24 protein-coding genes are annotated in these 20,115 nt (G+C 51.1%); 15 read left to right on the top strand and 9 right to left on the bottom strand.

The features are described 5' to 3' along the window. Positions 1-90: 90 nt before the first annotated feature. Together Q7T66_RS14100 and Q7T66_RS14105 are read left to right on the top strand one after the other, a co-directional pair. A complete protein-coding gene (locus tag Q7T66_RS14100; protein ID WP_304933957.1) occupies positions 91-678 on the top strand; it encodes a DNA-3-methyladenine glycosylase in 588 nt (195 codons plus the stop codon). After that, positions 675-1,412 (top strand): DUF72 domain-containing protein, encoded by a 738-nt coding sequence (locus tag Q7T66_RS14105; protein WP_304933958.1) that lies wholly within the window; start codon positions 675-677, stop codon positions 1,410-1,412. Before Q7T66_RS14100 ends, Q7T66_RS14105 begins: the two co-directional genes overlap by 4 nt. Before the next feature lie 26 nt (positions 1,413-1,438). On the opposite strand, the gene Q7T66_RS14110 is transcribed toward Q7T66_RS14105, so the two are convergent. Further along, positions 1,439-2,020, bottom strand: a complete 582-nt coding sequence (locus tag Q7T66_RS14110; protein ID WP_304933959.1) for a glutathione peroxidase — start codon at positions 2,018-2,020, stop codon at positions 1,439-1,441. 350 nt (positions 2,021-2,370) lie between these two features. Between Q7T66_RS14110 and Q7T66_RS14115 the strand changes: the two genes are divergently transcribed. Together Q7T66_RS14115 and Q7T66_RS14120 are read left to right on the top strand one after the other, a co-directional pair. Then, positions 2,371-3,219, top strand: coding sequence for a diiron oxygenase (locus tag Q7T66_RS14115; RefSeq protein WP_304933960.1), 849 nt, complete (start codon positions 2,371-2,373; stop codon positions 3,217-3,219). A gap of 130 nt (positions 3,220-3,349) precedes the next feature. Continuing rightward, positions 3,350-3,808 (top strand): DUF411 domain-containing protein, encoded by a 459-nt coding sequence (locus Q7T66_RS14120; RefSeq protein WP_304933961.1) that lies wholly within the window; start codon positions 3,350-3,352, stop codon positions 3,806-3,808. Positions 3,809-3,927: 119 nt separating this feature from the next. Here Q7T66_RS14120 and Q7T66_RS14125 read toward each other — a convergent pair whose 3' ends face one another. The 3 genes from Q7T66_RS14125 to Q7T66_RS14135 form a co-directional block, all read right to left on the bottom strand. Continuing rightward, entirely contained in the window at positions 3,928-4,443 is a 516-nt protein-coding gene (locus Q7T66_RS14125; RefSeq protein WP_304933962.1) for a copper chaperone PCu(A)C, read from the bottom strand. 74 nt (positions 4,444-4,517) lie between these two features. Beyond that, a complete protein-coding gene (gene trmL / locus Q7T66_RS14130; RefSeq protein ID WP_304933963.1) occupies positions 4,518-5,000 on the bottom strand; it encodes a tRNA (uridine(34)/cytosine(34)/5-carboxymethylaminomethyluridine(34)-2'-O)-methyltransferase TrmL in 483 nt (160 codons plus the stop codon). 62 nt (positions 5,001-5,062) lie between these two features. Then, on the bottom strand, positions 5,063-5,806 hold the full coding sequence (locus tag Q7T66_RS14135) for a ComF family protein (RefSeq protein ID WP_304933964.1): 744 nt from the start codon (positions 5,804-5,806) through the stop codon (positions 5,063-5,065). 64 nt (positions 5,807-5,870) lie between these two features. On the opposite strand from Q7T66_RS14135, the gene Q7T66_RS14140 reads away from it, so the two are divergent. The 6 genes from Q7T66_RS14140 (at position 5,871) to Q7T66_RS14165 (ending at position 11,767) form a co-directional block, all read left to right on the top strand. Further along, positions 5,871-6,800: a methyltransferase domain-containing protein gene (locus tag Q7T66_RS14140; protein WP_304933965.1), complete on the top strand. Its 930-nt coding sequence runs from the start codon at positions 5,871-5,873 to the stop codon at positions 6,798-6,800. A gap of 465 nt (positions 6,801-7,265) precedes the next feature. After that, on the top strand, positions 7,266-8,426 hold the full coding sequence (gene coxB, locus Q7T66_RS14145) for a cytochrome c oxidase subunit II (RefSeq protein ID WP_304933966.1): 1,161 nt from the start codon (positions 7,266-7,268) through the stop codon (positions 8,424-8,426). 18 nt (positions 8,427-8,444) lie between these two features. Further along, positions 8,445-10,052: a cytochrome c oxidase subunit I gene (gene ctaD, locus Q7T66_RS14150; protein WP_304933967.1), complete on the top strand. Its 1,608-nt coding sequence runs from the start codon at positions 8,445-8,447 to the stop codon at positions 10,050-10,052. A 39-nt stretch (positions 10,053-10,091) separates the two neighbouring features. Beyond that, positions 10,092-10,196, top strand: coding sequence for a cytochrome oxidase small assembly protein (locus Q7T66_RS14155; RefSeq protein WP_304933968.1), 105 nt, complete (start codon positions 10,092-10,094; stop codon positions 10,194-10,196). Between the two features lie 6 nt (positions 10,197-10,202). Further along, positions 10,203-10,781 carry a cytochrome c oxidase assembly protein gene (locus Q7T66_RS14160; protein ID WP_304933969.1) on the top strand — a complete coding sequence of 193 codons (579 nt, stop codon included), beginning with the start codon at positions 10,203-10,205 and terminating at the stop codon, positions 10,779-10,781. Positions 10,782-10,906: 125 nt separating this feature from the next. After that, positions 10,907-11,767, top strand: coding sequence for a cytochrome c oxidase subunit 3 (locus Q7T66_RS14165; protein ID WP_304933970.1), 861 nt, complete (start codon positions 10,907-10,909; stop codon positions 11,765-11,767). Between the two features lie 89 nt (positions 11,768-11,856). On the opposite strand, the gene Q7T66_RS14170 is transcribed toward Q7T66_RS14165, so the two are convergent. Further along, complete coding sequence (locus Q7T66_RS14170) at positions 11,857-12,057, bottom strand: twin transmembrane helix small protein (protein ID WP_304933971.1); 201 nt, start codon at positions 12,055-12,057, stop codon at positions 11,857-11,859. 67 nt (positions 12,058-12,124) lie between these two features. On the opposite strand from Q7T66_RS14170, the gene Q7T66_RS14175 reads away from it, so the two are divergent. The 5 genes from Q7T66_RS14175 (at position 12,125) to Q7T66_RS14195 (ending at position 16,057) form a co-directional block, all read left to right on the top strand. Continuing rightward, positions 12,125-12,838 carry an SURF1 family protein gene (locus tag Q7T66_RS14175; protein WP_304933972.1) on the top strand — a complete coding sequence of 238 codons (714 nt, stop codon included), beginning with the start codon at positions 12,125-12,127 and terminating at the stop codon, positions 12,836-12,838. Next, positions 12,825-13,409 (top strand): cytochrome C oxidase subunit I, encoded by a 585-nt coding sequence (locus tag Q7T66_RS14180; RefSeq protein WP_304933973.1) that lies wholly within the window; start codon positions 12,825-12,827, stop codon positions 13,407-13,409. Before Q7T66_RS14175 ends, Q7T66_RS14180 begins: the two co-directional genes overlap by 14 nt. Positions 13,410-13,455: 46 nt before the next feature. Then, positions 13,456-14,502, top strand: a complete 1,047-nt coding sequence (locus Q7T66_RS14185) for a heme A synthase (RefSeq protein WP_304933997.1) — start codon at positions 13,456-13,458, stop codon at positions 14,500-14,502. Between the two features lie 69 nt (positions 14,503-14,571). After that, positions 14,572-15,456: a heme o synthase gene (gene cyoE / locus Q7T66_RS14190; RefSeq protein WP_304933974.1), complete on the top strand. Its 885-nt coding sequence runs from the start codon at positions 14,572-14,574 to the stop codon at positions 15,454-15,456. Positions 15,457-15,460: 4 nt separating this feature from the next. Then, positions 15,461-16,057: an SCO family protein gene (locus Q7T66_RS14195; protein WP_304933975.1), complete on the top strand. Its 597-nt coding sequence runs from the start codon at positions 15,461-15,463 to the stop codon at positions 16,055-16,057. Between the two features lie 86 nt (positions 16,058-16,143). Here Q7T66_RS14195 and rpoH read toward each other — a convergent pair whose 3' ends face one another. From rpoH to ftsY, 4 genes are all read right to left on the bottom strand, one after another. Beyond that, a complete protein-coding gene (gene rpoH / locus Q7T66_RS14200) occupies positions 16,144-17,040 on the bottom strand; it encodes an RNA polymerase sigma factor RpoH (RefSeq protein WP_304933976.1) in 897 nt (298 codons plus the stop codon). A 371-nt stretch (positions 17,041-17,411) separates the two neighbouring features. Continuing rightward, positions 17,412-18,338, bottom strand: coding sequence for a permease-like cell division protein FtsX (gene ftsX / locus Q7T66_RS14205; RefSeq protein WP_304933977.1), 927 nt, complete (start codon positions 18,336-18,338; stop codon positions 17,412-17,414). Continuing rightward, on the bottom strand, positions 18,335-19,018 hold the full coding sequence (locus Q7T66_RS14210) for a cell division ATP-binding protein FtsE (protein ID WP_304933978.1): 684 nt from the start codon (positions 19,016-19,018) through the stop codon (positions 18,335-18,337). Before Q7T66_RS14210 ends, ftsX begins: the two co-directional genes overlap by 4 nt. Before the next feature lie 10 nt (positions 19,019-19,028). Then, entirely contained in the window at positions 19,029-20,072 is a 1,044-nt protein-coding gene (gene ftsY / locus Q7T66_RS14215) for a signal recognition particle-docking protein FtsY (RefSeq protein ID WP_304933998.1), read from the bottom strand. Positions 20,073-20,115: the final 43 nt, after the last annotated feature.

Raw genomic sequence — 20,115 nt, 5'->3', positions numbered from 1 at the left:
AAACTGCTATGGCTGTGGAATTGCACAGAATGATATCGCTCAGCGGGAAAACGCACAAAAGGAAGCATTAATTTCTGATAATTTGGCCACATGAATACCGTTCCGGTCAACTTTGATTTTTCCGTTTCGTCTGTGGAAGTCGCTCGACGTTTGATCGGCGTGACAGTGTTGGTCAATGGCGTCGGTGGCCGCATTGTGGAAACCGAAGCTTATGATCGAGAAGATCCTGCATCGCATAGTTTTGCCGGGCCAACATCCAGAAATATCACGATGTTCGGCGCTTGCGGCCACGCCTATGTCTATCGTTCGTATGGCATCCATTGGTGCCTGAATTTCGTCTGCCGCGAAGAAGGGCATGGTGCCGGTGTTTTGATTCGAGCCTTGGAACCGAACACCGGCATTGAGCTTATGCAAAAACGCCGTGGTATGGAAACCTTGCGTTTGCTGTGCGCCGGGCCGGGTCGCTTGTGCCAGGCTTTGGGCGTAACCCGAGAGCATGACGGCATGCGTCTGAACACCGCGCCGTTTGAGTTGTTGTTGCCTGATCAGCCTGTAGCCGAAGCGGATATTGTGGCTGGCGCGCGCATAGGAATATCAAAAGCCGTGGACATACCTTGGCGCTTTGGCCTCGCTGGCTCACGGTTTTTGAGTCGGCCTTTTGGTCGGAGTCACAAATGACCAGGCATCTTTCTTCCGTCCTGATTGGCTGCGCCGGCTGGAGCCTTTCGTCCAAGGTCGCGGCTGAATTTCCAGCGGTAGGTACGCATCTCGAGCGCTATGCTGCAGTTTTTTCCACAGTAGAAATCAACTCGTCTTTTTATCGTTCACATCAAGCCAAGACATATGCGCGCTGGCGGAATAGTGTGCCGGAAGATTTTCGCTTTTCGGTAAAGATTCCCCGCACTATTACGCATGAGCATCGCTTGCGCGAGACCGAACATTTACTTGATCAGTTTTTGCTGGAAGCAGGGCAGCTGGAAGAAAAGCTCGAATGCCTGTTACTTCAATTGCCGCCCAGCTTGAAATTTTCAACCGAAGAAGCGGCGGATTTTTTTGCGCTATTGCGTGGACGAACCAGGATGGCCGTTGCATGTGAACCGCGTCATGCGAGTTGGTTTTCCCACGAGGCTGAAGAGCTGATGCTTGAATATGCCGTCAGCTTTGTGCATGCTGATCCGCCGCCAGTAGTCGACATATCACGCAGTGCTGAGCCGCGCACTTTGTACATCCGTTTGCACGGCGCGCCGGAGATATATCGTTCAGCGTATAACGATGATTTTCTGGACGCCGTTGCCGCCAAAATAATGAAGGCACGCGATCAGGCTGATCGCATCTTCTGCATTTTTGATAACACGGCGGAAGGCGCAGCGATACCTGATGCACTGTCGTTGATACGGCGCCTAGCTCTTTGAATTGCCGCGAACAATCGTGGCGCATTTTATTTTGTTTTTGCCAAGGCCTTTTCGATATCAGCAACTAGCGATTTATTATCTGGCGTGATTTTTGACGGATAGCTTTGTACGACCTTGCCTTCGCGATCCAGCAGGATCTTGTGGAAATTCCATTTTGGCGGCGTTGCGCCAGCCTTCATCAATGATTGGTAAAACGCATTGCTGTTCGGTCCGATGACAGATGTTTTGGCAAACATCGGGAATTTGACGCCGTAGGTGTTATTGCAAAACTCTGCGATTTCCTTGTTCGCGCCTGGCTCTTGCTGGCCGAAGTCATTCGATGCAAAGCCCAATACGACCAGGCCTTGATCCTTGTATTTGGCATACAGTTTTTCCAAACCTTCGTACTGCACGGTGTAACCGCAATAGCTGGCGGTGTTGACGACCAAAATAACTTTGCCTGCATATTGGCAAAGATTTTGCGGCGCTTCATCTTGCAGACGTTGAACGGTATGGCTCAAGGTCGCAGGGCATGCGGCGTTGGCTGGGGTTTGTGCCGACGCGTGCGCACCTATGAAAAAACTCGATAGCAGGGCGCAGCGCAGGATCGTGGAAATGATTTTTTTCATGATGAGTGTGATTGTCGGATTTGGATGGATGCATCTTGCATCAAGATGCCGGGTTTGTCATGTTGGCCGCGTCAGAAGTTATTTGGCATAAGCTGCATTTCGGTAAAAGATGCTGCGCAAAAATGAATTGAATTCGCCGCATCAAGTTTCGCTTTTTTGTATGGAACGAGATGGTTCAAATTGGCGTCCAACACTTTACAAGTATGTCGTTTCAGGTTTTTTGCGACGCAAGAAAAATGAAAATCCACACTGAAAATAAGGCCATATATAAGCGAATTGCGGGGCTGTTGCTGGGTAATTCGCGAATTTCTTGGTAGAATCAAGCACTTAACTCAATTTTTAAGGCGCATATGTTGTACCCAGAATTGTTTAAATCCTTAGAGCAAGTTCGCTGGAACATGGAAAAAGATATTCCATGGGATCAGTTCGACGGCTCCAAACTCACTGATGAGCAGGCGCAAACCATACGCATGAATGCGATTACGGAATGGTCAGCCTTGCCTGCAACTGAAATGTTCTTGCGTGACAATCGCGGCGATAGTGATTTCTCTGCATTCATGTCGGTATGGTTTTTTGAAGAACAAAAGCATTCGCTGGTGTTGATGGAATATCTGCGCCGCTTCAAACCAGAGTTCGTGCCAACAGAAGAAGAGCTGCACAACGTGCGTTTCGAATTCGATCCTGCGCCTGCGCTGGAAACCTTGATGATGCACTTCTGCGGAGAGATCCGTTTGAATCACTGGTATCGCTGTGCGTCAGATTGGCACACCGAACCTGTCATCAAACAAATCTACAAAATCATCAGCCAGGACGAAGCTCGCCACGGCGGTGCTTATCTGCGCTACATGAAAAAAGCGTTGAACGAAGTAGGTGATACCGCTCGCGCTGCATTTGCAAAAATCGGTGTATTGATGGCTTCGGCGCGTCGTACCGAAAAGCCTTTGCACCCAACCAATCTGCACGTGAATCAATCGCTGTTCCCGAATGACACCGTGCAATCACGTTTGCCTGATCCGGAATGGCTGGAACGTTGGCTCGATGGTCAGATCAAGTTTGACGGCGAGTGGGAAAAGAAAGTCGTCGATCGGATTCTGCACAATATGTCGCTGTTGTTTGAGCGTACCTTTGGTTCCGTGCAGGAATTGAATCGCTATCGCAAGGAAGTTGTCACGCGTTTGGCGGCTGTGCAAGCGGTCTAATAGACGATTCCGCTTTCATACCTTTATATAAAAAGCCGCAGAATCTTTGCGGCTTTTTGTTTGTCTGAAATAGCTGGAAGTGCATCCGCTACAGCTTTTCGTGAGCACACAGATTCATCAGGAGAAAATAATGCAAAGACGTATTTTTCTACGCGCGGCACTGTTGGTAGGCGCAATGCCGACGCTGGCTTTAGCCAAAACTGATAAGCCGGTGATTGAGGTTTACAAGAGCGCGACTTGCGGTTGCTGTACGCAGTGGATAGAGCATTTGCAAGCGAATGGTTTCAAGGTGAATGCGCAGAATGTGCCGAACACCGCCGCATATCGTACCAAGTTAGGCGTGCCGCCTGCATTGGGTAGCTGCCATACCGGAACCATAGGTGGTTATGCGCTGGAAGGCCATGTGCCAGCGGCGGACATCAAACGCTTGTTGGCTGAAAAGCCGAAAGCAAAAGGTTTGGCGGTGCCCGGTATGCCGATGGGATCGCCAGGAATGGAAGTGCCGGGTGAGCCAGCTGATGCCTATGATGTATTGTTGTTTCAGGCGGATGGAAAAACGACGGTTTATAGACATTACGCTGCCAAGTAATTTCGAGATTTAAATAAAAAGGGACCTTATTTCAAGGTCCATTTTTATTTGTTCTGCTTGCCGATCAGCGTTATTCGAAGCTCGCTGTGCGGCACGTTCTCAATACGGCACGCTATCAATTAGTGATGCTGATGTTCATCTTTCTTGGCATCGGTATTTTTAGCTTTGTTTTCTTCAACAGAAATAACTGTTTCGATTTTCCCGGCTTTCTTGAATGTCAGCGTCAGCGGCAGTTTATCGCCAGCCTTGAGTGGCGCTTTCAAACCCAGCAACATGATGTGATAGCCGTCACCGGGTTGCATGACGATTTTTTCCTGCGGTTTGAGTTCGATGCTGCCTACTTCGCGCATGCGCATCACGTGATCTGCGGTCATCGTCATGGAGTGGATTTCTGCTGACTGAGCTGCCGGCGATTGCGCTGATATTAATGTGTCGGCTTGCTTGCCTTTATTTTCCATCGTCAGGTAAGCACCACCGCTGGTTTGTCCGGGTACGGTTGCGCGTGCATATGGGTGATTGATCTGTATGTCGCCTACGCGATATTCATGCGCCAGCGCAGCGCCACTGATGGATAAACCGACTAATAATCCGACCAGAGAGCTGGCGGAAACGAAGGAGCGCGAATTGAATTTCATACTATCCTTTGAATGAAAATTTTAATTGTTATGCAAGGCCAAGTGCAGGTGAGCATCGTAGCGCAAAACTAGACTTAATTTCCGCCAGCAAAACCGTTTTGCCGCCACGCTTCGTACACGACGACCGCAACCGTGTTCGACAGATTCAGGCTGCGATTATCCGGCCGCATAGGCAAGCGGATACGCTGTTCGCCAGGGAAAGAATTACGCAATGCGGGATCAAGTCCTTTGGTCTCCGAACCGAATACAAAAATATCGCCAGCTTGAAAAGCCAGGTTGGCAAATGGCGTCGAGCCATGCGTCGTCATCGCAAACATGCGCGCCGGATTCAAAGGCTGTTCGGCAGGGAATGAGGCGAGAAACGCCGCCCAGTCTTTATGCACTTTCATCTCGGCATAGTCATGGTAATCAAGTCCGGCGCGGCGCATCTTGGCGTCGTCCAGCGGAAAGCCGAGCGGCTCAATCAAATGCAATTGCGCGCCGGTATTGGCACACAGGCGGATGATGTTGCCGGTGTTCGGCGGGATTTCGGGTTCTACCAGTACTACATGAAACAAAACAATTCTCCTCGGCTTACTGCAGGGATCGGATGGCGCATTTTAATCTGATGTGCAGCCAATTACTTATGTGGTGTGCGCGCAAATACCAGATTGGTCACGCGGATGGCGCCATGACGTTTTAGCGTGGCGGCAATTTCATTCATGGTTTCCCCAGTGGTCATGACATCATCCACAAGACCTACATGTTGCCCTCGTACGAATTTTACGGCGTTGGCCGGCAGCGCAAATGCGTGGCGAATATTCCGATGTCGCTCAGCGGTAGGCAACATTGCCTGCATCAAGGTATCTCGGGTGCGCTCTATTAATTGCGGAGCGAGCGGGATGGCGATCGCCCGCGATAAGGGCTTGGCGATTTCCAGTGCCTGATTAAAGCCGCGCTCGGCTAGCCTCTTTTCGCCTAAAGGCACTGCAGCCAGCAAAGTCGGCATGGTGAAAGCCGCCTCACGCAAGATCGCGTCTCGCAACTTGTGCGCAAATAAAGGCGCCAAGGCCAGTCGATTGCCGAATTTGAGGGCAAGTACCAGTTGATCTATAGGCGCGATGTAATCGCTGGCGACGATGGTGGCGTCAAACGCCGGTGGATTACTTAGACAATTACCGCATCGCTCAGCTTTGTCGCTAGCGAAGGCCAGCGGAGACGCGCATTGTGCGCAGCGATGTGGATGCTGATTGAAGAATCGGGTGTTGCAGTCGCCGCAGAGTGAGTCTGCGCCGCTGACGCCGCACAATGCGCATGACGACGGCAGCGCCGCAGGCAGTTGCCGTATGAAATGCCGAGTCCAGTCGAGAAAACGATAAAGCATCGCGCAACCCAGCCTTCATACGTGTAAACTTGCGGCATTATCTCACTGAACCTTTGCCCTATTCGTGTCTTCCACTCCTGACTCCAGCCTTAGCGCACCGATTGACTTAAACCGGGTGCGTACTTTGTTCGATGAACCGGCACGTTTGGCCGAATCGAATTTTCTGCGTCGTGAAGTCGCGACCCGGATGCATGAACGTTTGGCGCTGGTACGTATTGCTCCTGAGCGCGTGCTCGACGCTGGTTGCGGCGAAGGCGCCGATCTGACGACTTTGCAAAAACGCTTTCCGAAAGCGGCGATGCTGGGCCTGGATGCATCGCAGGCGATGCTGGTCGAGGCGCAATCGGCTCAAACCGCGGCTTTGTCCTCGATGAACCGCTTGCTGCAACAATGGTTGCCAGCCGGGATGGGCCGGGAATCGAGCGCCAATTTGTTATGCGGTAATTTCTCCCAACTTCCGTTTGGGATTAATGCGGTCGATCTGGTGTGGTCGAATCTGGCTTTGCACTGGCATCCGCAACCGGATCGTGTGTTTGCCGAATGGCGTCGCGTATTGCGGCAAGATGGCTTGTTGATGTTTTCCTGCTTTGGCCCCGATACCTTCAAGGAACTGCGCGCGGCGTTTGCCGCGGCAGATAATGAGCCGCATGCGTTGCCGTTTGTCGACATGCATGATTTTGGCGATATGTTGGTGAATGCAGGCTTCTCGACGCCCGTGATGGATATGGAAACCTTGACCGTCACCTATGGCTCGGTTGAAAAACTAATGGCCGATGTGCGCGCTTGCGGCGGCAATCCGCTGGATACTCGCCGCCGATCTTTGCTCGGCAAGCAAGCGTGGCAGCGGGTAGTGGATGTACTGGAACAAAGCCGCGGCGCCGATGGCAAGATCCCGCTGACATTCGAAATTATTTATGGTCACGCATTTCGGCCGGCTCCTCGCACTACTGCCAGCGGTGAGTCTATTGTTCGATTTGATTTGCCAAAAAAATAAGAAATACGACAAGAAGAAAAGCCAGTGCACTTGCTGAAGTGACATGATTTAATAGGCAGAATAATCGTTCTAGCGCTACAGTAATTTTTGATGATGTGCGATTAAGTGTTGCGTACTTTCAGCATTTAATTCGAATAAAGCGGGCTAAATTCCTGTGCACTTGATAACACTGTCATTTCCGACTTATACTTCGACGGTTTTGCGTGGGCGTGACTTTGCGCGCACGCTCGGTCGCACGCAAGTATGCGGTTAGACTGAGGCGAGTGCAGGAATTGCCCGGTCAGTGCGGCGCAATTAATAAGTAGTACCGGAATCGCAAGCACACAATCAGATGTGTAGTTGATTTCAGATGGATCAAGAGGAGCATTCCCAAAAGAATGCGCTACAGGCTGGGGCTGGCAGTCTTGCCCGGCGGTGAACTGAATTCTTAATTCAGAATTCTTAATTTGGGCATTTGAGGAAATCATGGAACTTGCGAAGCGCCTTCAATCTTTGATGCTTGGTGCGTCGCTCCTGACGGCAGTTTTGCCGTCGTGGGCGGTGACCGATAGTCCAGGCGGACCTGCAGTACGTCAGCTCAATTTTCAGCCGCCTGTGACGCAGATCGCCGAACAGATCTATTCGCTGCATACATTGATGCTGATTATCTGTCTGGTGATTTTTTTCGCCGTGTTCGGTGTGATGTTTTATTCGATACTGAAGCATCGCAAGTCGCTCGGCCACAAGTCGGCCAAATTCCACGAAAGTACATTAGTTGAGATCGCATGGACGGTTGTTCCATTCCTGATCGTTATTGGTATGGCGCTGCCCGCTACCAAAACGGTGGTGGCAATGAAGGACACCTCGAATGCCGACATCACCATCAAAGCCACTGGCATGCAGTGGAAATGGGGTTACGACTACCTGAATGGCGAAGGCCAAGGCATCAACTTTCTGTCGAACCTGGCAACGCCGCGTGAACAGATCGTCGATTCCTCCATCGCTAAAAACCAAAACTACCTGATCGAAGTCGACAATCCAGTTGTCGTCCCAGTCAACAAAAAAATCCGTATCGTTTTGACCGCCAATGACGTGATTCACGCATGGATGGTTCCTGCATTCGGCGTCAAGCAGGATGCGATTCCTGGTTTTGTGCGCGATACATGGTTCAAGGCTGAAAAAATCGGCACCTACCGCGGTCAGTGCGCCGAGTTGTGCGGCAAGGACCACGCCTTCATGCCTATCGTCGTGAACGTGGTTAGCGAAGAAGATTACAAAGCCTGGGTTGACGGCAAGAAAAAGGAAATGGCTGCGAATGCAGACGATCCTAACAAGACCTGGACTGTGGATGAACTCGTGCAACGCGGCGAAAAAGTCTATACATCAAACTGTATCGCTTGCCATCAAGCAAACGGCAAGGGCGTACCAGGCAGCTTCCCTGCATTGGACGGTTCGCCTATCGTCACTGGTCCAAAACCTGCAAACATTCATATCTTGCTGGAAGGCAAGGGCGCTATGCCTGCATGGAAGCCTGTTCTGTCGGACACCGAAATTGCCGCGGTAATTACCTATACCCGCAATCACTGGTCCAACAAGGCTGCGGAAAATATTGTTCAACCAGCTGAAGTGCTGGCTGCGCGCAAGTAATCGAATCAGGAGATTGAGATGAGTACAACCGCAGTCGATCACTCACACGACGCAGCCCACGATCATTCGCACGACGATCATCACGGCGTGCCAGAAGGCTGGCGCCGCTGGGTCTATGCAACCAACCATAAAGATATCGGTACGCTGTATCTGTGGTTCTCTTTCACCATGCTGCTGTCTGGCGGTTTCTTGGCGATGTTGATTCGCGCCGAACTGTTCCAGCCTGGTTTGCAATTGATGCAACCTGAGTTCTTCAATCAGTTGACCACAATGCACGGCATCATGATGGTGTTCGGCGCGATCATGCCGGCCTTCGTTGGTTTCGCCAACTGGATGGTGCCGCTGCAAATCGGCGCATCCGACATGGCGTTTGCGCGGATGAACAACTTCTCGTTCTGGTTGTTGCCACCTGCTGCGATTCTGTTGGCGGTTTCGTTCCTGGTTCCTGGTGGCGCAACTGCTGCTGGCTGGACTTTGTATGCGCCACTGTCGACCCAAATGGGACCAGGCATGGATATGGCGATTTTCGCGCTGCATATCATGGGTGCTTCGTCGATCATGGGTTCGATCAACATCATTGTCACCATCTTGAACATGCGCGCGCCTGGCATGACATTGATGAAGTTGCCGATGTTTTGCTGGACCTGGTTGATTACTGCTTACCTGCTGATCGCTGTGATGCCGGTATTGGCTGGCGCGATCACGATGACACTGACCGACCGTCATTTCGGTACATCATTCTTTAACGCGGCTGGTGGCGGCGATCCTGTCATGTACCAACACATCTTCTGGTTCTTCGGACATCCAGAGGTGTACATCATGATTTTGCCGGCCTTCGGTATCGTGTCGCACATCATCCCAACCTTCGCACGCAAGCAGTTGTTCGGTTATGCATCGATGGTGTATGCAACGGCTTCGATCGCGATTCTGTCGTTCATGGTGTGGGCGCATCACATGTTCACCACCGGTATGCCGGTGACTGCGCAGTTGTTCTTCATGTACGCGACGATGTTGATTGCAGTCCCGACCGGCGTAAAGATTTTCAACTGGATCGCGACCATGTGGCGCGGCTCGATGACTTTCGAAACACCGATGTTGTTCGCGATTGGTTTCATCTTCGTGTTCACGATTGGTGGTTTTACCGGTCTGATTCTGGCGGTAACGCCTATCGATATTCAGTTGCAAGATACCTATTACGTGGTTGCTCACTTCCACTATGTGTTGGTGGCAGGTTCCTTGTTCGCGCTGTTCGCTGGCTTCTATTACTGGGGACCAAAGTGGACAGGTTTTATGTACAACGAAACCCGCGGCAAGATTCACTTCTGGGGTTCGCTGATTCTGTTCAATGTGACTTTCTTCCCTATGCACTTCCTGGGACTGGCCGGCATGCCGCGTCGTTACGCAGATTATCCAGCGCAGTTCACTGACTTTAATGTTATCGCATCGATCGGTGGTTTGGGCTTTGGCTTGATGCAGTTGTACTTCCTGTTTGCGGTGGTCATTCCATCGATACGTGGTGGTGTACCTGCTGCTGACAAACCTTGGGAAGGTGCAGAAGGCCTCGAATGGACAGTGCCTAGTCCAGCGCCTTTCCATACATTTGAAACACCACCGACTGTTAAGTAAATGGAGCGGCGGCCTCATGTTGAATGAGGCTGCCTTCATATGACGGATCAAAAAAAGCGTAATCTGCGTACAGGATTGCTACTAGCAGCGGTCGCAATAGCTTTCATGCTGAGCGTGGTTGTCAAACGTATTTGGTTTAGTTAGGGCGAGATGGATAACCAGACAGAACCAACAGGCAGATTGAATGCCCGGATGTTCGGCAAACTTATCGTGATTGCCGTAATGATGTTTGGTTTTGGTTATCTGCTGGTGCCGCTTTACAAACAAATTTGTGAATTGACTGGCGTCAATATCCTGACCTCGCAAGAGATGAAGGTAAAGCCTATCGATAATTCGCAAATCGACAAGAGCAGGACGATTACGGTTGAGTTTGATGCGAATGCGCAGGGCCCGTTTCGGTTTCGACCAACCGTCAGCAGCATGCAAGTGCATCCGGGTGAAATGACCCAAGTGCTTTATGAGGTGGTGAATACGCAAAAGCGTAGTGTAGAAGCACAGGCAATTCCAAGCTATGCGCCGCAACAAGCTGCAGCGCATTTCAAGAAAGTGGAATGTTTCTGTTTCCAGCAGCAGACGCTGGAAGCAAATCAAGCCAAGCAAATGCCTGTGGTGTTTTATCTGGATCCGGCTTTGCCCAAGGATGTAAAGACGATTACTTTGTCTTATACCTTCTTCGAGATAGCCAAGCCTGAAAAAACGGTTGAGTTAAAACCGGCAGTAGCAGGATAAGAATAATAAATACGGAATACGACGGCGATCATGTCGCCAGGTTTAAATGGAATTGAATTGCGGTGCTCATGGCTTGAAGTTGCCCTTGCACCGTAACTATTTGAATTTTGTATTGGGAGATTGAGATGAGTGCAACATACGCAAATGCGCCTTATTATTTCGTGCCGGGTCCGTCCAGCTGGCCGGTGGCCGCGGGTATTTCCCTGCTGACGATGATGCTTGGCGCGTCGGGTTGGGTTAATGATGCAGCCTGGGGGCCGTATGCGACTTTCGCAGGCCTGCTCGGCTTTCTCGTCGTACTGTACAAGTGGTTTGGCGATGCGATAGGCGAATCTGAAGGTGGCATGTACAACCAGCGTGTTGATGCCTCTTTCCGCTGGAGCATGAGCTGGTTCATCTTCTCTGAAGTCATGTTCTTTGCAGCGTTCTTCGGCGCCTTGTTTTATGCGCGCAGCATCTCTATGCCTTGGCTTGGCGATCTGGATCACAAAATCTTGTGGCCTGATTTTGCAGCGCATTGGGGCAATGTTGGTCCTGCTGGCACCGTTGAATCATTCACGACGATGGGCCCGTTCTGGATCCCGACCATCAACACCGCGTTGCTTTTGCTGTCTGGCGTCACGCTGACAATTTCGCATCATGCGATTCGTGCAAATCATCGTACCCAAACAGCGATCTGGCTGGCGGCGACAATTTTGTTGGGCGCGATTTTCATGGGCTTCCAGGTTTATGAATACATGCACGCATACAGCGAGCTGAACCTGAAGTTGACATCTGGTGTCTATGGTTCTACCTTCTTTTTGCTGACCGGCTTCCATGGTTTCCATGTGACCTTGGGCGCGATCATGTTGAGTGTGGTTTTGTATCGTGTGCTGAAGGGCCATTTCACAGCGGAAAATCATTTCGCGTTTGAAGGCGCAGCCTGGTACTGGCACTTTGTTGACGTGGTCTGGCTTGGTTTGTACGTTGTTGTTTACTGGTTGTAATCAGTAATCAGCAAGACATAAAAAAGCCGCACTTCGGTGCGGCTTTTTTACGAGCAAGTCGGATGTTGTACTAGATGCAAATCTTGATTTCAGCGTATGCCGGTTGGTTGTATATAACCGAGGCGATACGCCAACAGGACTAAAAGAAATAGTGTGATCGAGAAGCCGACGCGCATCGCGAGTGCCTTGACCGTACGGTCGCTTTTGCCTTTATCCTTCATCAGGAAAAACAGTGCGGAGCCAAGGCTGCCGAGGATCAGGATAAAAGCGATGGCGACGAAGATTTTCATGATTGTGTCTGTCTACCGTATGGCATGGGTACGCAACGCAGAATGCTTAGAGTGAATTGGTATTGTAATGCGAATCACCTTTCGATTTAGGCTCATTCCATTTATCGCTGCAGCGATTGCAGTGGCAATAGGATTGTCGCTGGCGCAATGGCAGACTCATCGTGCGGTCGAGAAGATTGAACTGGCAGAGAAGCTGCAGGCACGCCAGTCTGCACCGGCGATTCGACTGGATGCAAGCTTGCCTAATGCCGAGGATCTTGAGTTTAGACGGGTGCTTGCCAAAGGCGAGTTCTTGCGCGACTGGCCTGTGTATCTGGACAATCGTCCGCATAATGGTGTTGCCGGTTTTTATCTGTTGATGCCGTTCAAGATTGTTGCGACCAATCAATATGTGTTGGTCGCGCGTGGCTGGATTCCGCGCAATCCATCTGATCGGATTAAAGTACCAGCCGTTGTCACACCTGATGGCACGATTGAAATTGAAGGTGTGGCGCGGCAGTCTATCGGTCAAGTCATGCAATTAGGCGCGGTTGATGCGCCACAGCCGCATGCGATTGTGCAAAATCTGGATATCCCCAGCTTTGCAGCATCGAGTAAATTGACGATGCAGCCGATTTTTCTTGAACAGCTATCCGATACCCACGATGGCTTGGTGCGCGACTGGCCCTTGCCATCTACCGGGGTGGAAAAACATCGCGGTTACGCCTTCCAGTGGTACGCATTGGCGGCAATGGCTTTTATCTTTTTTGTTGTGACAGGAATTCGCCGTGGAAAAAAGTAAAAACAAGGGACGCTGGAAATTACTCGCCGTGATTCTGGTGTGTGCATCGCCGATTATTTTGTCGTATCTGACGTACTACGTGATCAAGCCGCAAAGCCGTACTAATTACGGCGCGTTTATCGATCCGCGTGATCATCCGATTCCTGCGCTGGGAACCACGACGCTGGATGGCAAACCAATCGCACTGGATGCTTATAAAGGCAAGTGGATCATGCTGCAGGTTGACGGCGGAGAATGTCCTGCCGTCTGTGAGAAAAAACTGCATGACATACGCCAGCTACGTCTGGCGCAAGGCAAGGAGATGGAACGCATAGAGCGCGTCTGGTTGATCACCGATAACAAGCCGCTAGACACGATTTTGATCCGTGAATTTGACGGCACAAACATGCTGCGTGCAAAGGCAGATGTCGTGCGTGGATGGTTGCCAGTGGAAGAGGGCACGACGATATCTGATCATATTTTCATGATCGATCCTCTGGGCAATTTGATGATGCGCTTCCCTAAAGATGCAGACCCGAACAAGATTAAAAAAGACGTCACCAAACTTTTGAAAGCTTCTTCAATTGGTTGATTCCAATACTCTGTTCCAGCTAGCCAGCAAAGGACTTTTTGTCGCGATGCTGGCATGTGTGATTGTCTGGTCGTCGAAAGATCCAGACAAGTATCGCAAGCTGGTATGGGTGACGGTGTTCCTCACCTTTGACGTGATCATGTTCGGCGCATTCACGCGGCTAACCGATTCCGGCCTTGGTTGCCCTGATTGGCCAGGTTGTTACGGCCATGCCAATCCTTTGCAGGCGATGGAACATATACGCGCCGCTGAAGCCTTGATGCCCGATGGTCCGGTGACCGTGATGAAGGCATGGGTGGAAATGATTCATCGCTATCTTGCGATGGGCATCGGTGTATTGATCATCGCGATTATGGTGATTGCATGGCGCTTCTGGTTACAGAGCGGCCGTACTAACCAACGCTTCTCGCCGCGCTACCCGATGCTGCTGTTTGTCTTCGTCTGCATACAAGGTGCGTTTGGCGCGTGGACTGTCACGATGAAGTTGCAACCCATCATCGTGACCATCCATTTATTGCTAGGCATGCTTTTACTCGGCATGTTGACCTGGGTGGGCGCTTACCAAAAAGATCATGCGTACGTCGCAGAGCAAGCATCAGCATTGCGACTTCCTGCATTGATAGGTTTGCTATTGCTGACCGTACAAATTGCGTTGGGCGGCTGGGTTAGTACCAACTATGCAGCGCTGGCTTGTACTGATTTCCCTCTGTGTCATGGCGCATTGATCCCGCAGATGGATTTCGATAATGGCTTTACCTTGTGGCGCAGTCTGGGGATGACTGCCGACGGTGAGTATTTGCCGTTCGATGCGCTGACAGCGATCCATTGGACGCACAGAGTTTTTGCATTTGTGCTGGCCGCTTATCTTGCGTGGCTGGGTTATCAAGCGCTCAAGCTTGAAGGCATGCGGCCGATTGCGCGTGCTTTGCTGGGCGCGCTGGCTTTGCAAATCACGATTGGTATTGCCACCGTGTCATTGAAATGGCCGCTCGCACTTGCAGTAGCGCACAACGGTTGTGCCGCGCTGCTTGTGCTGCTGCTGGTCATGTTAAACTACAAGACTAGAATCTCGGGTCAGCCCGGGAAATCGTGAGTCAGATCAAATAGTTTTTGCAGATGTATTTGTATTGATCTGTTCACCCGCCGCATCAAAAGATAACGCATGACAACCCTGACCGCCTCTCCCAATCGCATCGCCCAATACTGGGCACTGACCAAGCCGCGTGTGACGCAGCTTGCAGTTTTTTGCGCCGTGATCGGCATGTTTTTGGCAACACCTGAACTGCCAAGCTGGAAGATCGTCGTTGCTGCAACTGTCGGCATCTGGCTGTTGGCCGGTGCTGCTTTCGCGATTAACTGTCTGGTCGAACGTGAGATCGATTCACGCATGGCGCGTACTGCGCGTCGTCCGATGGCGCGCGGCGAAATCACTGTGCCGCAGACGCTGATTTTTTCGGGCGTGCTTGGCGGCGCGGGGATGTGGATACTTTATAACTTCGTCAATCCGTTGACGATGTGGCTGACCTTCGCAACCTTCGTTGGTTACGCCGTGATTTACACCATCATCCTGAAACCAGCGACGCCGCAAAATATCGTCATCGGCGGTTTGTCCGGTGCGATGCCACCAGCACTTGGTTGGGCTGCGGTCGCGAATGATTTACCTATGCAAGCGTGGATTTTGGTCCTGATTATTTTCATCTGGACGCCGCCGCATTTCTGGGCGCTGGCTTTGTATCGTCGCGATGAATATGCAAAATCCGGTTTGCCTATGCTGCCGATTACACACGGTACGGCGTTCACGCAATTCCATATCTGGTTGTACACGATCGCCTTGGTGGCGACTACTATGTTGCCGTTTGCAGTTGGTATGAGCGGCTTGATTTATCTGGCTTCAGCGGCTGTGCTCGATGCAATTTTTGTCTGGTATGCGTGGCAGGTTTATCGGCATTACACCGACATGATCGCGCGCAAGATGTTTACGTATTCGATCATTTATTTGTCGCTGCTGTTCGCCGCATTATTGGTCGACCACTATTTAAGGTTTTAAAAAGATGCGTCTACGTTCCTTGCTGTTGATCTGTACTGCTTTGTTTGCGTTAAGCGCATGTGGCGAGAAGGCTGCGCCTGTGGCTTTCAATAATACGGACGTGACCGGGCTGGCATATGGCAAGGATTTTTCCCTGCATGACCATAATGGCAAGCCACGTACCTTGGCCGATTTCAAAGGCAAGGCTGTAGTGGTGTTCTTCGGCTTTACGCAATGTCCTGATGTTTGCCCGACGACGATGTTGGAAATGGCAAACGTGATGAAGGCTTTGGGTCCGGATGCTGACAAGGTGCAGGTATTGTTTATCACGGTTGATCCTGAGCGCGATACGGCAACTCTGTTGTCGCAATACGTGCCCGCATTTGATCCTCGCTTCCTGGGTTTGCGTGGTGATTTGGCAGAGACTGAAAAGACCGCCAAGGAATTCAAAGTTTTTTATCAAAAAGTGCCGGGCAAAACGCCGGGTAGTTATACCGTCGATCACACGGCTGGCAGCTATGTATTTGATCCGCAAGGGCGCATACGTTTATTCATACGCCACGGTCAAGGTGTAGAACCTATCGTGCACGACTTGAAGATTCTGTTGGCCGAACCTGCTTGATCAGTTCAGTAAATCCGACATAAAAAAAGGCGCTCAATTGAGCGCCTTTTTTGTTCACTGCAGCTTGCTTAACTACACATATTTGATTATGCGTAAGCAGCCAGCGAACCTTTCATTTTTTTCAATGCAACTGCTTCGATCTGACGTATGCGTTCTGCAGAAACACCGAACTCATCAGCCAGTTCATGCAAGGTTGCGCCTGAGCCATCATCGTTGGCCAACCAGCGCGCTTCCACGATGCGACGTGAACGCGGATCCAGTTTGCCCAACGCTGTCGACAAACCTTCGGTTTGCAGTTTGTCGTAGTTCTGTGCTTCCAAAACTTTGGTCGGCTCTTGCATATCCGAAGACAAATAAGCGATAGGTGCAAATTTGTCGTCTTCATCATCAGTTGGCGCTTCCAGCGCAATGTCGCGACCGGATAAACGCATTTCCATCTCGATGACTTCTTCGCGTTTGACGTTCAGCGTTTTTGCCAAAGCATCTACTTGATCAGGCGTCATCGAATCGAGGCCGGTTTTATGGCTGCGCAGATTAAAGAACAACTTGCGTTGTGCTTTGGTCGTCGCAACTTTTACCAAGCGCCAGTTTTTCAGGATGTACTCATGCATTTCTGCCTTGATCCAATGCATCGAATACGAAACAAGACGCACGCCTTGATCGGGATCAAAACGTTTCACGGCTTTCATCAAACCGATATTGCCTTCTTGAATCAAATCCGCATGTGGCAAGCCATAACCCAAGTAGCCGCGGGCAATTGAGACAACCAGACGCAGATGCGAAAGCACCAGCTTTTGCGCAGCGCCCAAATCGTTATCGTCGCGCAGACGACGAGCCAGTGACATTTCTTCTTCATGCGTCAGCATAGGCAGGCGATTGACCGCCGAGATGTAAGCGTCAATATTGCCCAGCGCGCCAGAAAACCCCAGTGCCATGATATTGCTGGCTGGAATCATTGCGGTTGATGCAGATGCTGCTTTCATACTTTCTCCTTGCTCACTTTTATTCAGAATCGACTCGCCTTGCTGCTGCGAAATCGTTTAGAACGGCTATATTAGCACTCTCTACGAATGACTGCTAATGAGCGTTTTATACTAGACCGATAGCTAAAATGCTATTGCATTTTTGATCACAATAAATCTTGGCTTACTAGAATTAGAGCGAACTTCTGCTATGAAGTTGCGTGTGAGGGATGTTTTTTCGCAGGATTTTTAAGTGCTTTTTACTTCCGAGCGGAAAGTACTTTATTGCGTGGAAGTCGCCGCATCAGACGCCTGAAAGGCTAGTGTGCGCTTACATTAATAATTTGGCATATTTGAAATAGCGCTCATGAAGATAAGCGCTATTTGTATTTTTAAGCCAGTCGCGCCAAATGCCGCTGCACCGATAACAGTGCTCCCAGCAAACCGAGGAAAGCACTGGCCGCCAACATGATCAAGGTTGCGCTGACATCAAGCGGAACCAATCGGAATTCGGACGCATACAGCCGCGCAAAGTCTGCGATAGCTGCGTTGAGCGGATTCAAGGCAATCGCAACCGCGATCAACGCAACGCCGCCAGCGATCAGACCGAGCAGGGCGCCTGTGTAATAAAACGGCCTGCAGATGAAAGAGTCGGTGGCGCCGACCAGACGCGAGACTTCGATTTCTTCGCGCTGCGTCATGACTTGCAAACGGATCGTGTTGAACACGACGGCAACCACCACCACGCCCAAAGTCGCAGCGAGGAATAGCAACACCAAGCGCATCACTTGCAGCAGCGCTGCCAAACGCTCCACCCATGCCGAATCAATTTGCACGTATTCAACGCCATTCAAGGCCTGCAGTTTTTCAGTAATTTGCTTGATCTTCTTGGCGTCGTCATCGTTCTGGAAGCCCGTCATTTTGACGACGTAGGCATCTGGCAAAGGATTCGCGCCTAGCGTGCTGATGGCGTCTTCCAGTCCGGTTTTATCTTTCAGCGTGCTGAGCGCTTTTTCGCGCGGAATGAATTCCAGCTTGACCGGATGTTTGGCTTCTTGCGCGATGCGTTTGATTTCCGGTGCGAGCGCCGTAGCGCGTTCACGCGATGCATCCATCTGCATGAAGATGCTGATTTCCGGTTCAACCGCTAACTGTTCGGATACGGGTCTGACGTTTTCAATCAGTGTCAAACCAGCAAATGGCAATGCTAATGCAATCGACACGACCAATACGTTGAGTAAAAAATTGCCCGGTGTTTTGAACAAGTGGCGAAACGCATCGCCTAGCGCGAAACGATGTTGTCTGAACCAGCTATTCATGCCATCACCTGCGGAGTCGTTCTGCGCCAGCTTTCGATAATCTTGCCGCGATCGAGATAAATCACGCGCGTTGCCGTATCGAGAAATTGTTCGTCGTGGGTAGAAATCAGGCAAGTAACGCCGACTGCGTTAAAAGCTTTTAACGCGTCCAGTACCTTGTTGGCGCTCTCGCGATCCAGATTTGCGGTCGGCTCATCTGCCAGAATAATTTGAGGACGATTAACGATGGCGCGTGCAATCGACACGCGTTGTTGTTCGCCGCCGGATAAGGTTTGCGGTGCGGAGCTGGCTTTGTCGAGCAGGCCGACTTTATCCAGCGCAGCGCGTGCGCGGCGTTCTGCATCGGAGCGTGACGCACCGCAGACGACTAACGGCAACATCACATTCGCCAGTACATTACGATCCGACAGCAAGCGTTGTTGCTGAAAAATCAAACCGAGATTGCGACGCAGATAAGGCAGGCCGGAATTTTTGATGCGACCGATATCATGGCCGCTGACGATGACGGTACCTTCAGTTGGTCTTTCCATCGCGGCTATCATTTTCAATAGCGTGGATTTGCCAGCGCCGGAAGGGCCGGCCAGAAAGACCAGTTCGCCTTTGTTGACCGACAGTGTGATGTCGGACAGCGCGGTGACGTTTTGCGTATATTTTTTTGAAACCTGGCGAAATTCAATCATCGATGTCGCTTTATCCCAAGAGAGCTTCTACAAATTCCTGCGCATTGAATGGCTGCAGATCTTCGATTTGTTCGCCGACGCCGATAAAGTAAACCGGTATCGGTCGTGCGCGTGCAATCGCTGCAAGTACGCCACCTTTGGCCGTGCCGTCGAGCTTGGTGACGACCAAGCCGGTGAGGCCCAATGCATCGTCAAAGGCTTTGACTTGCGTCAGCGCGTTTTGTCCGGTGTTGCCGTCTATCACCAGCAAAATCTCATGCGGCGCGGACGCCATGCCTTTGGCTGTGACGCGTTTGATTTTCTTTAATTCTTCCATCAAATGCAATTGCGTAGGCAGGCGTCCGGCGGTGTCGACCATCACGACATTCGTGCCGCGTGCTTGCGCAGAATGAACCGCATCGAAAGCGACTGCGGCCGGATCTCCAGACTCTTGCGCGATTACTGCCACGTTATTACGCTCGCCCCATACCGTCAATTGCTCGCGTGCGGCAGCACGGAAGGTATCGCCCGCTGCCAGCAAAACAGATTGGCCGTGCGCCTGCAGATGTTTAGCGAGCTTGCCGATAGTCGTGGTTTTGCCCGCGCCATTGACGCCGGTGATCATGATGACCAAAGGTTGATGTTGCCCTAGCACCAACGGCTTTTGCAGCGGCGTCAGCATGTCGAGTAGCAAGCTGCGTAAGGCCGTTTTGACTTGTGTGGCTTCGGTCAGTTTTTCATTCTTGACCTTGCGCTTCAATTCATCGAGCAGGAATTGCGTGGCATCGACGCCCGCATCGGACATCAATAATGCGGATTCCAGCTCTTCATATAATTCATCGCCGATTTTTGCGCCGACAAATAATGTCGTCAAATGGGATGATGTTTTGGAAAGCCCGACTTTCAGTCGCTCTACCCATGATTGCTTTTGCTCTACCGGCGTAACGGCGGCAACGATTTCCGTTGGCGTTACAACTGCGGCAGACACAGCTGGTTCGGGAATTGGCGCCGGCGTTACAGGCGCGTTCGCCAGCGGTGCAGGTTCTTGCGGTTTTTTCTTGAAGAAACTAAACATCGGGAATGGGGTCAGAACAGCGGTCACAGGCGCTTGCCGGTGT

It is taken from the genome of Herminiimonas sp., assembly GCF_030655415.1.
Note: the sequence above shows the minus strand (reverse complement) of the source record. Positions and strands in the feature narration are given on the sequence as shown.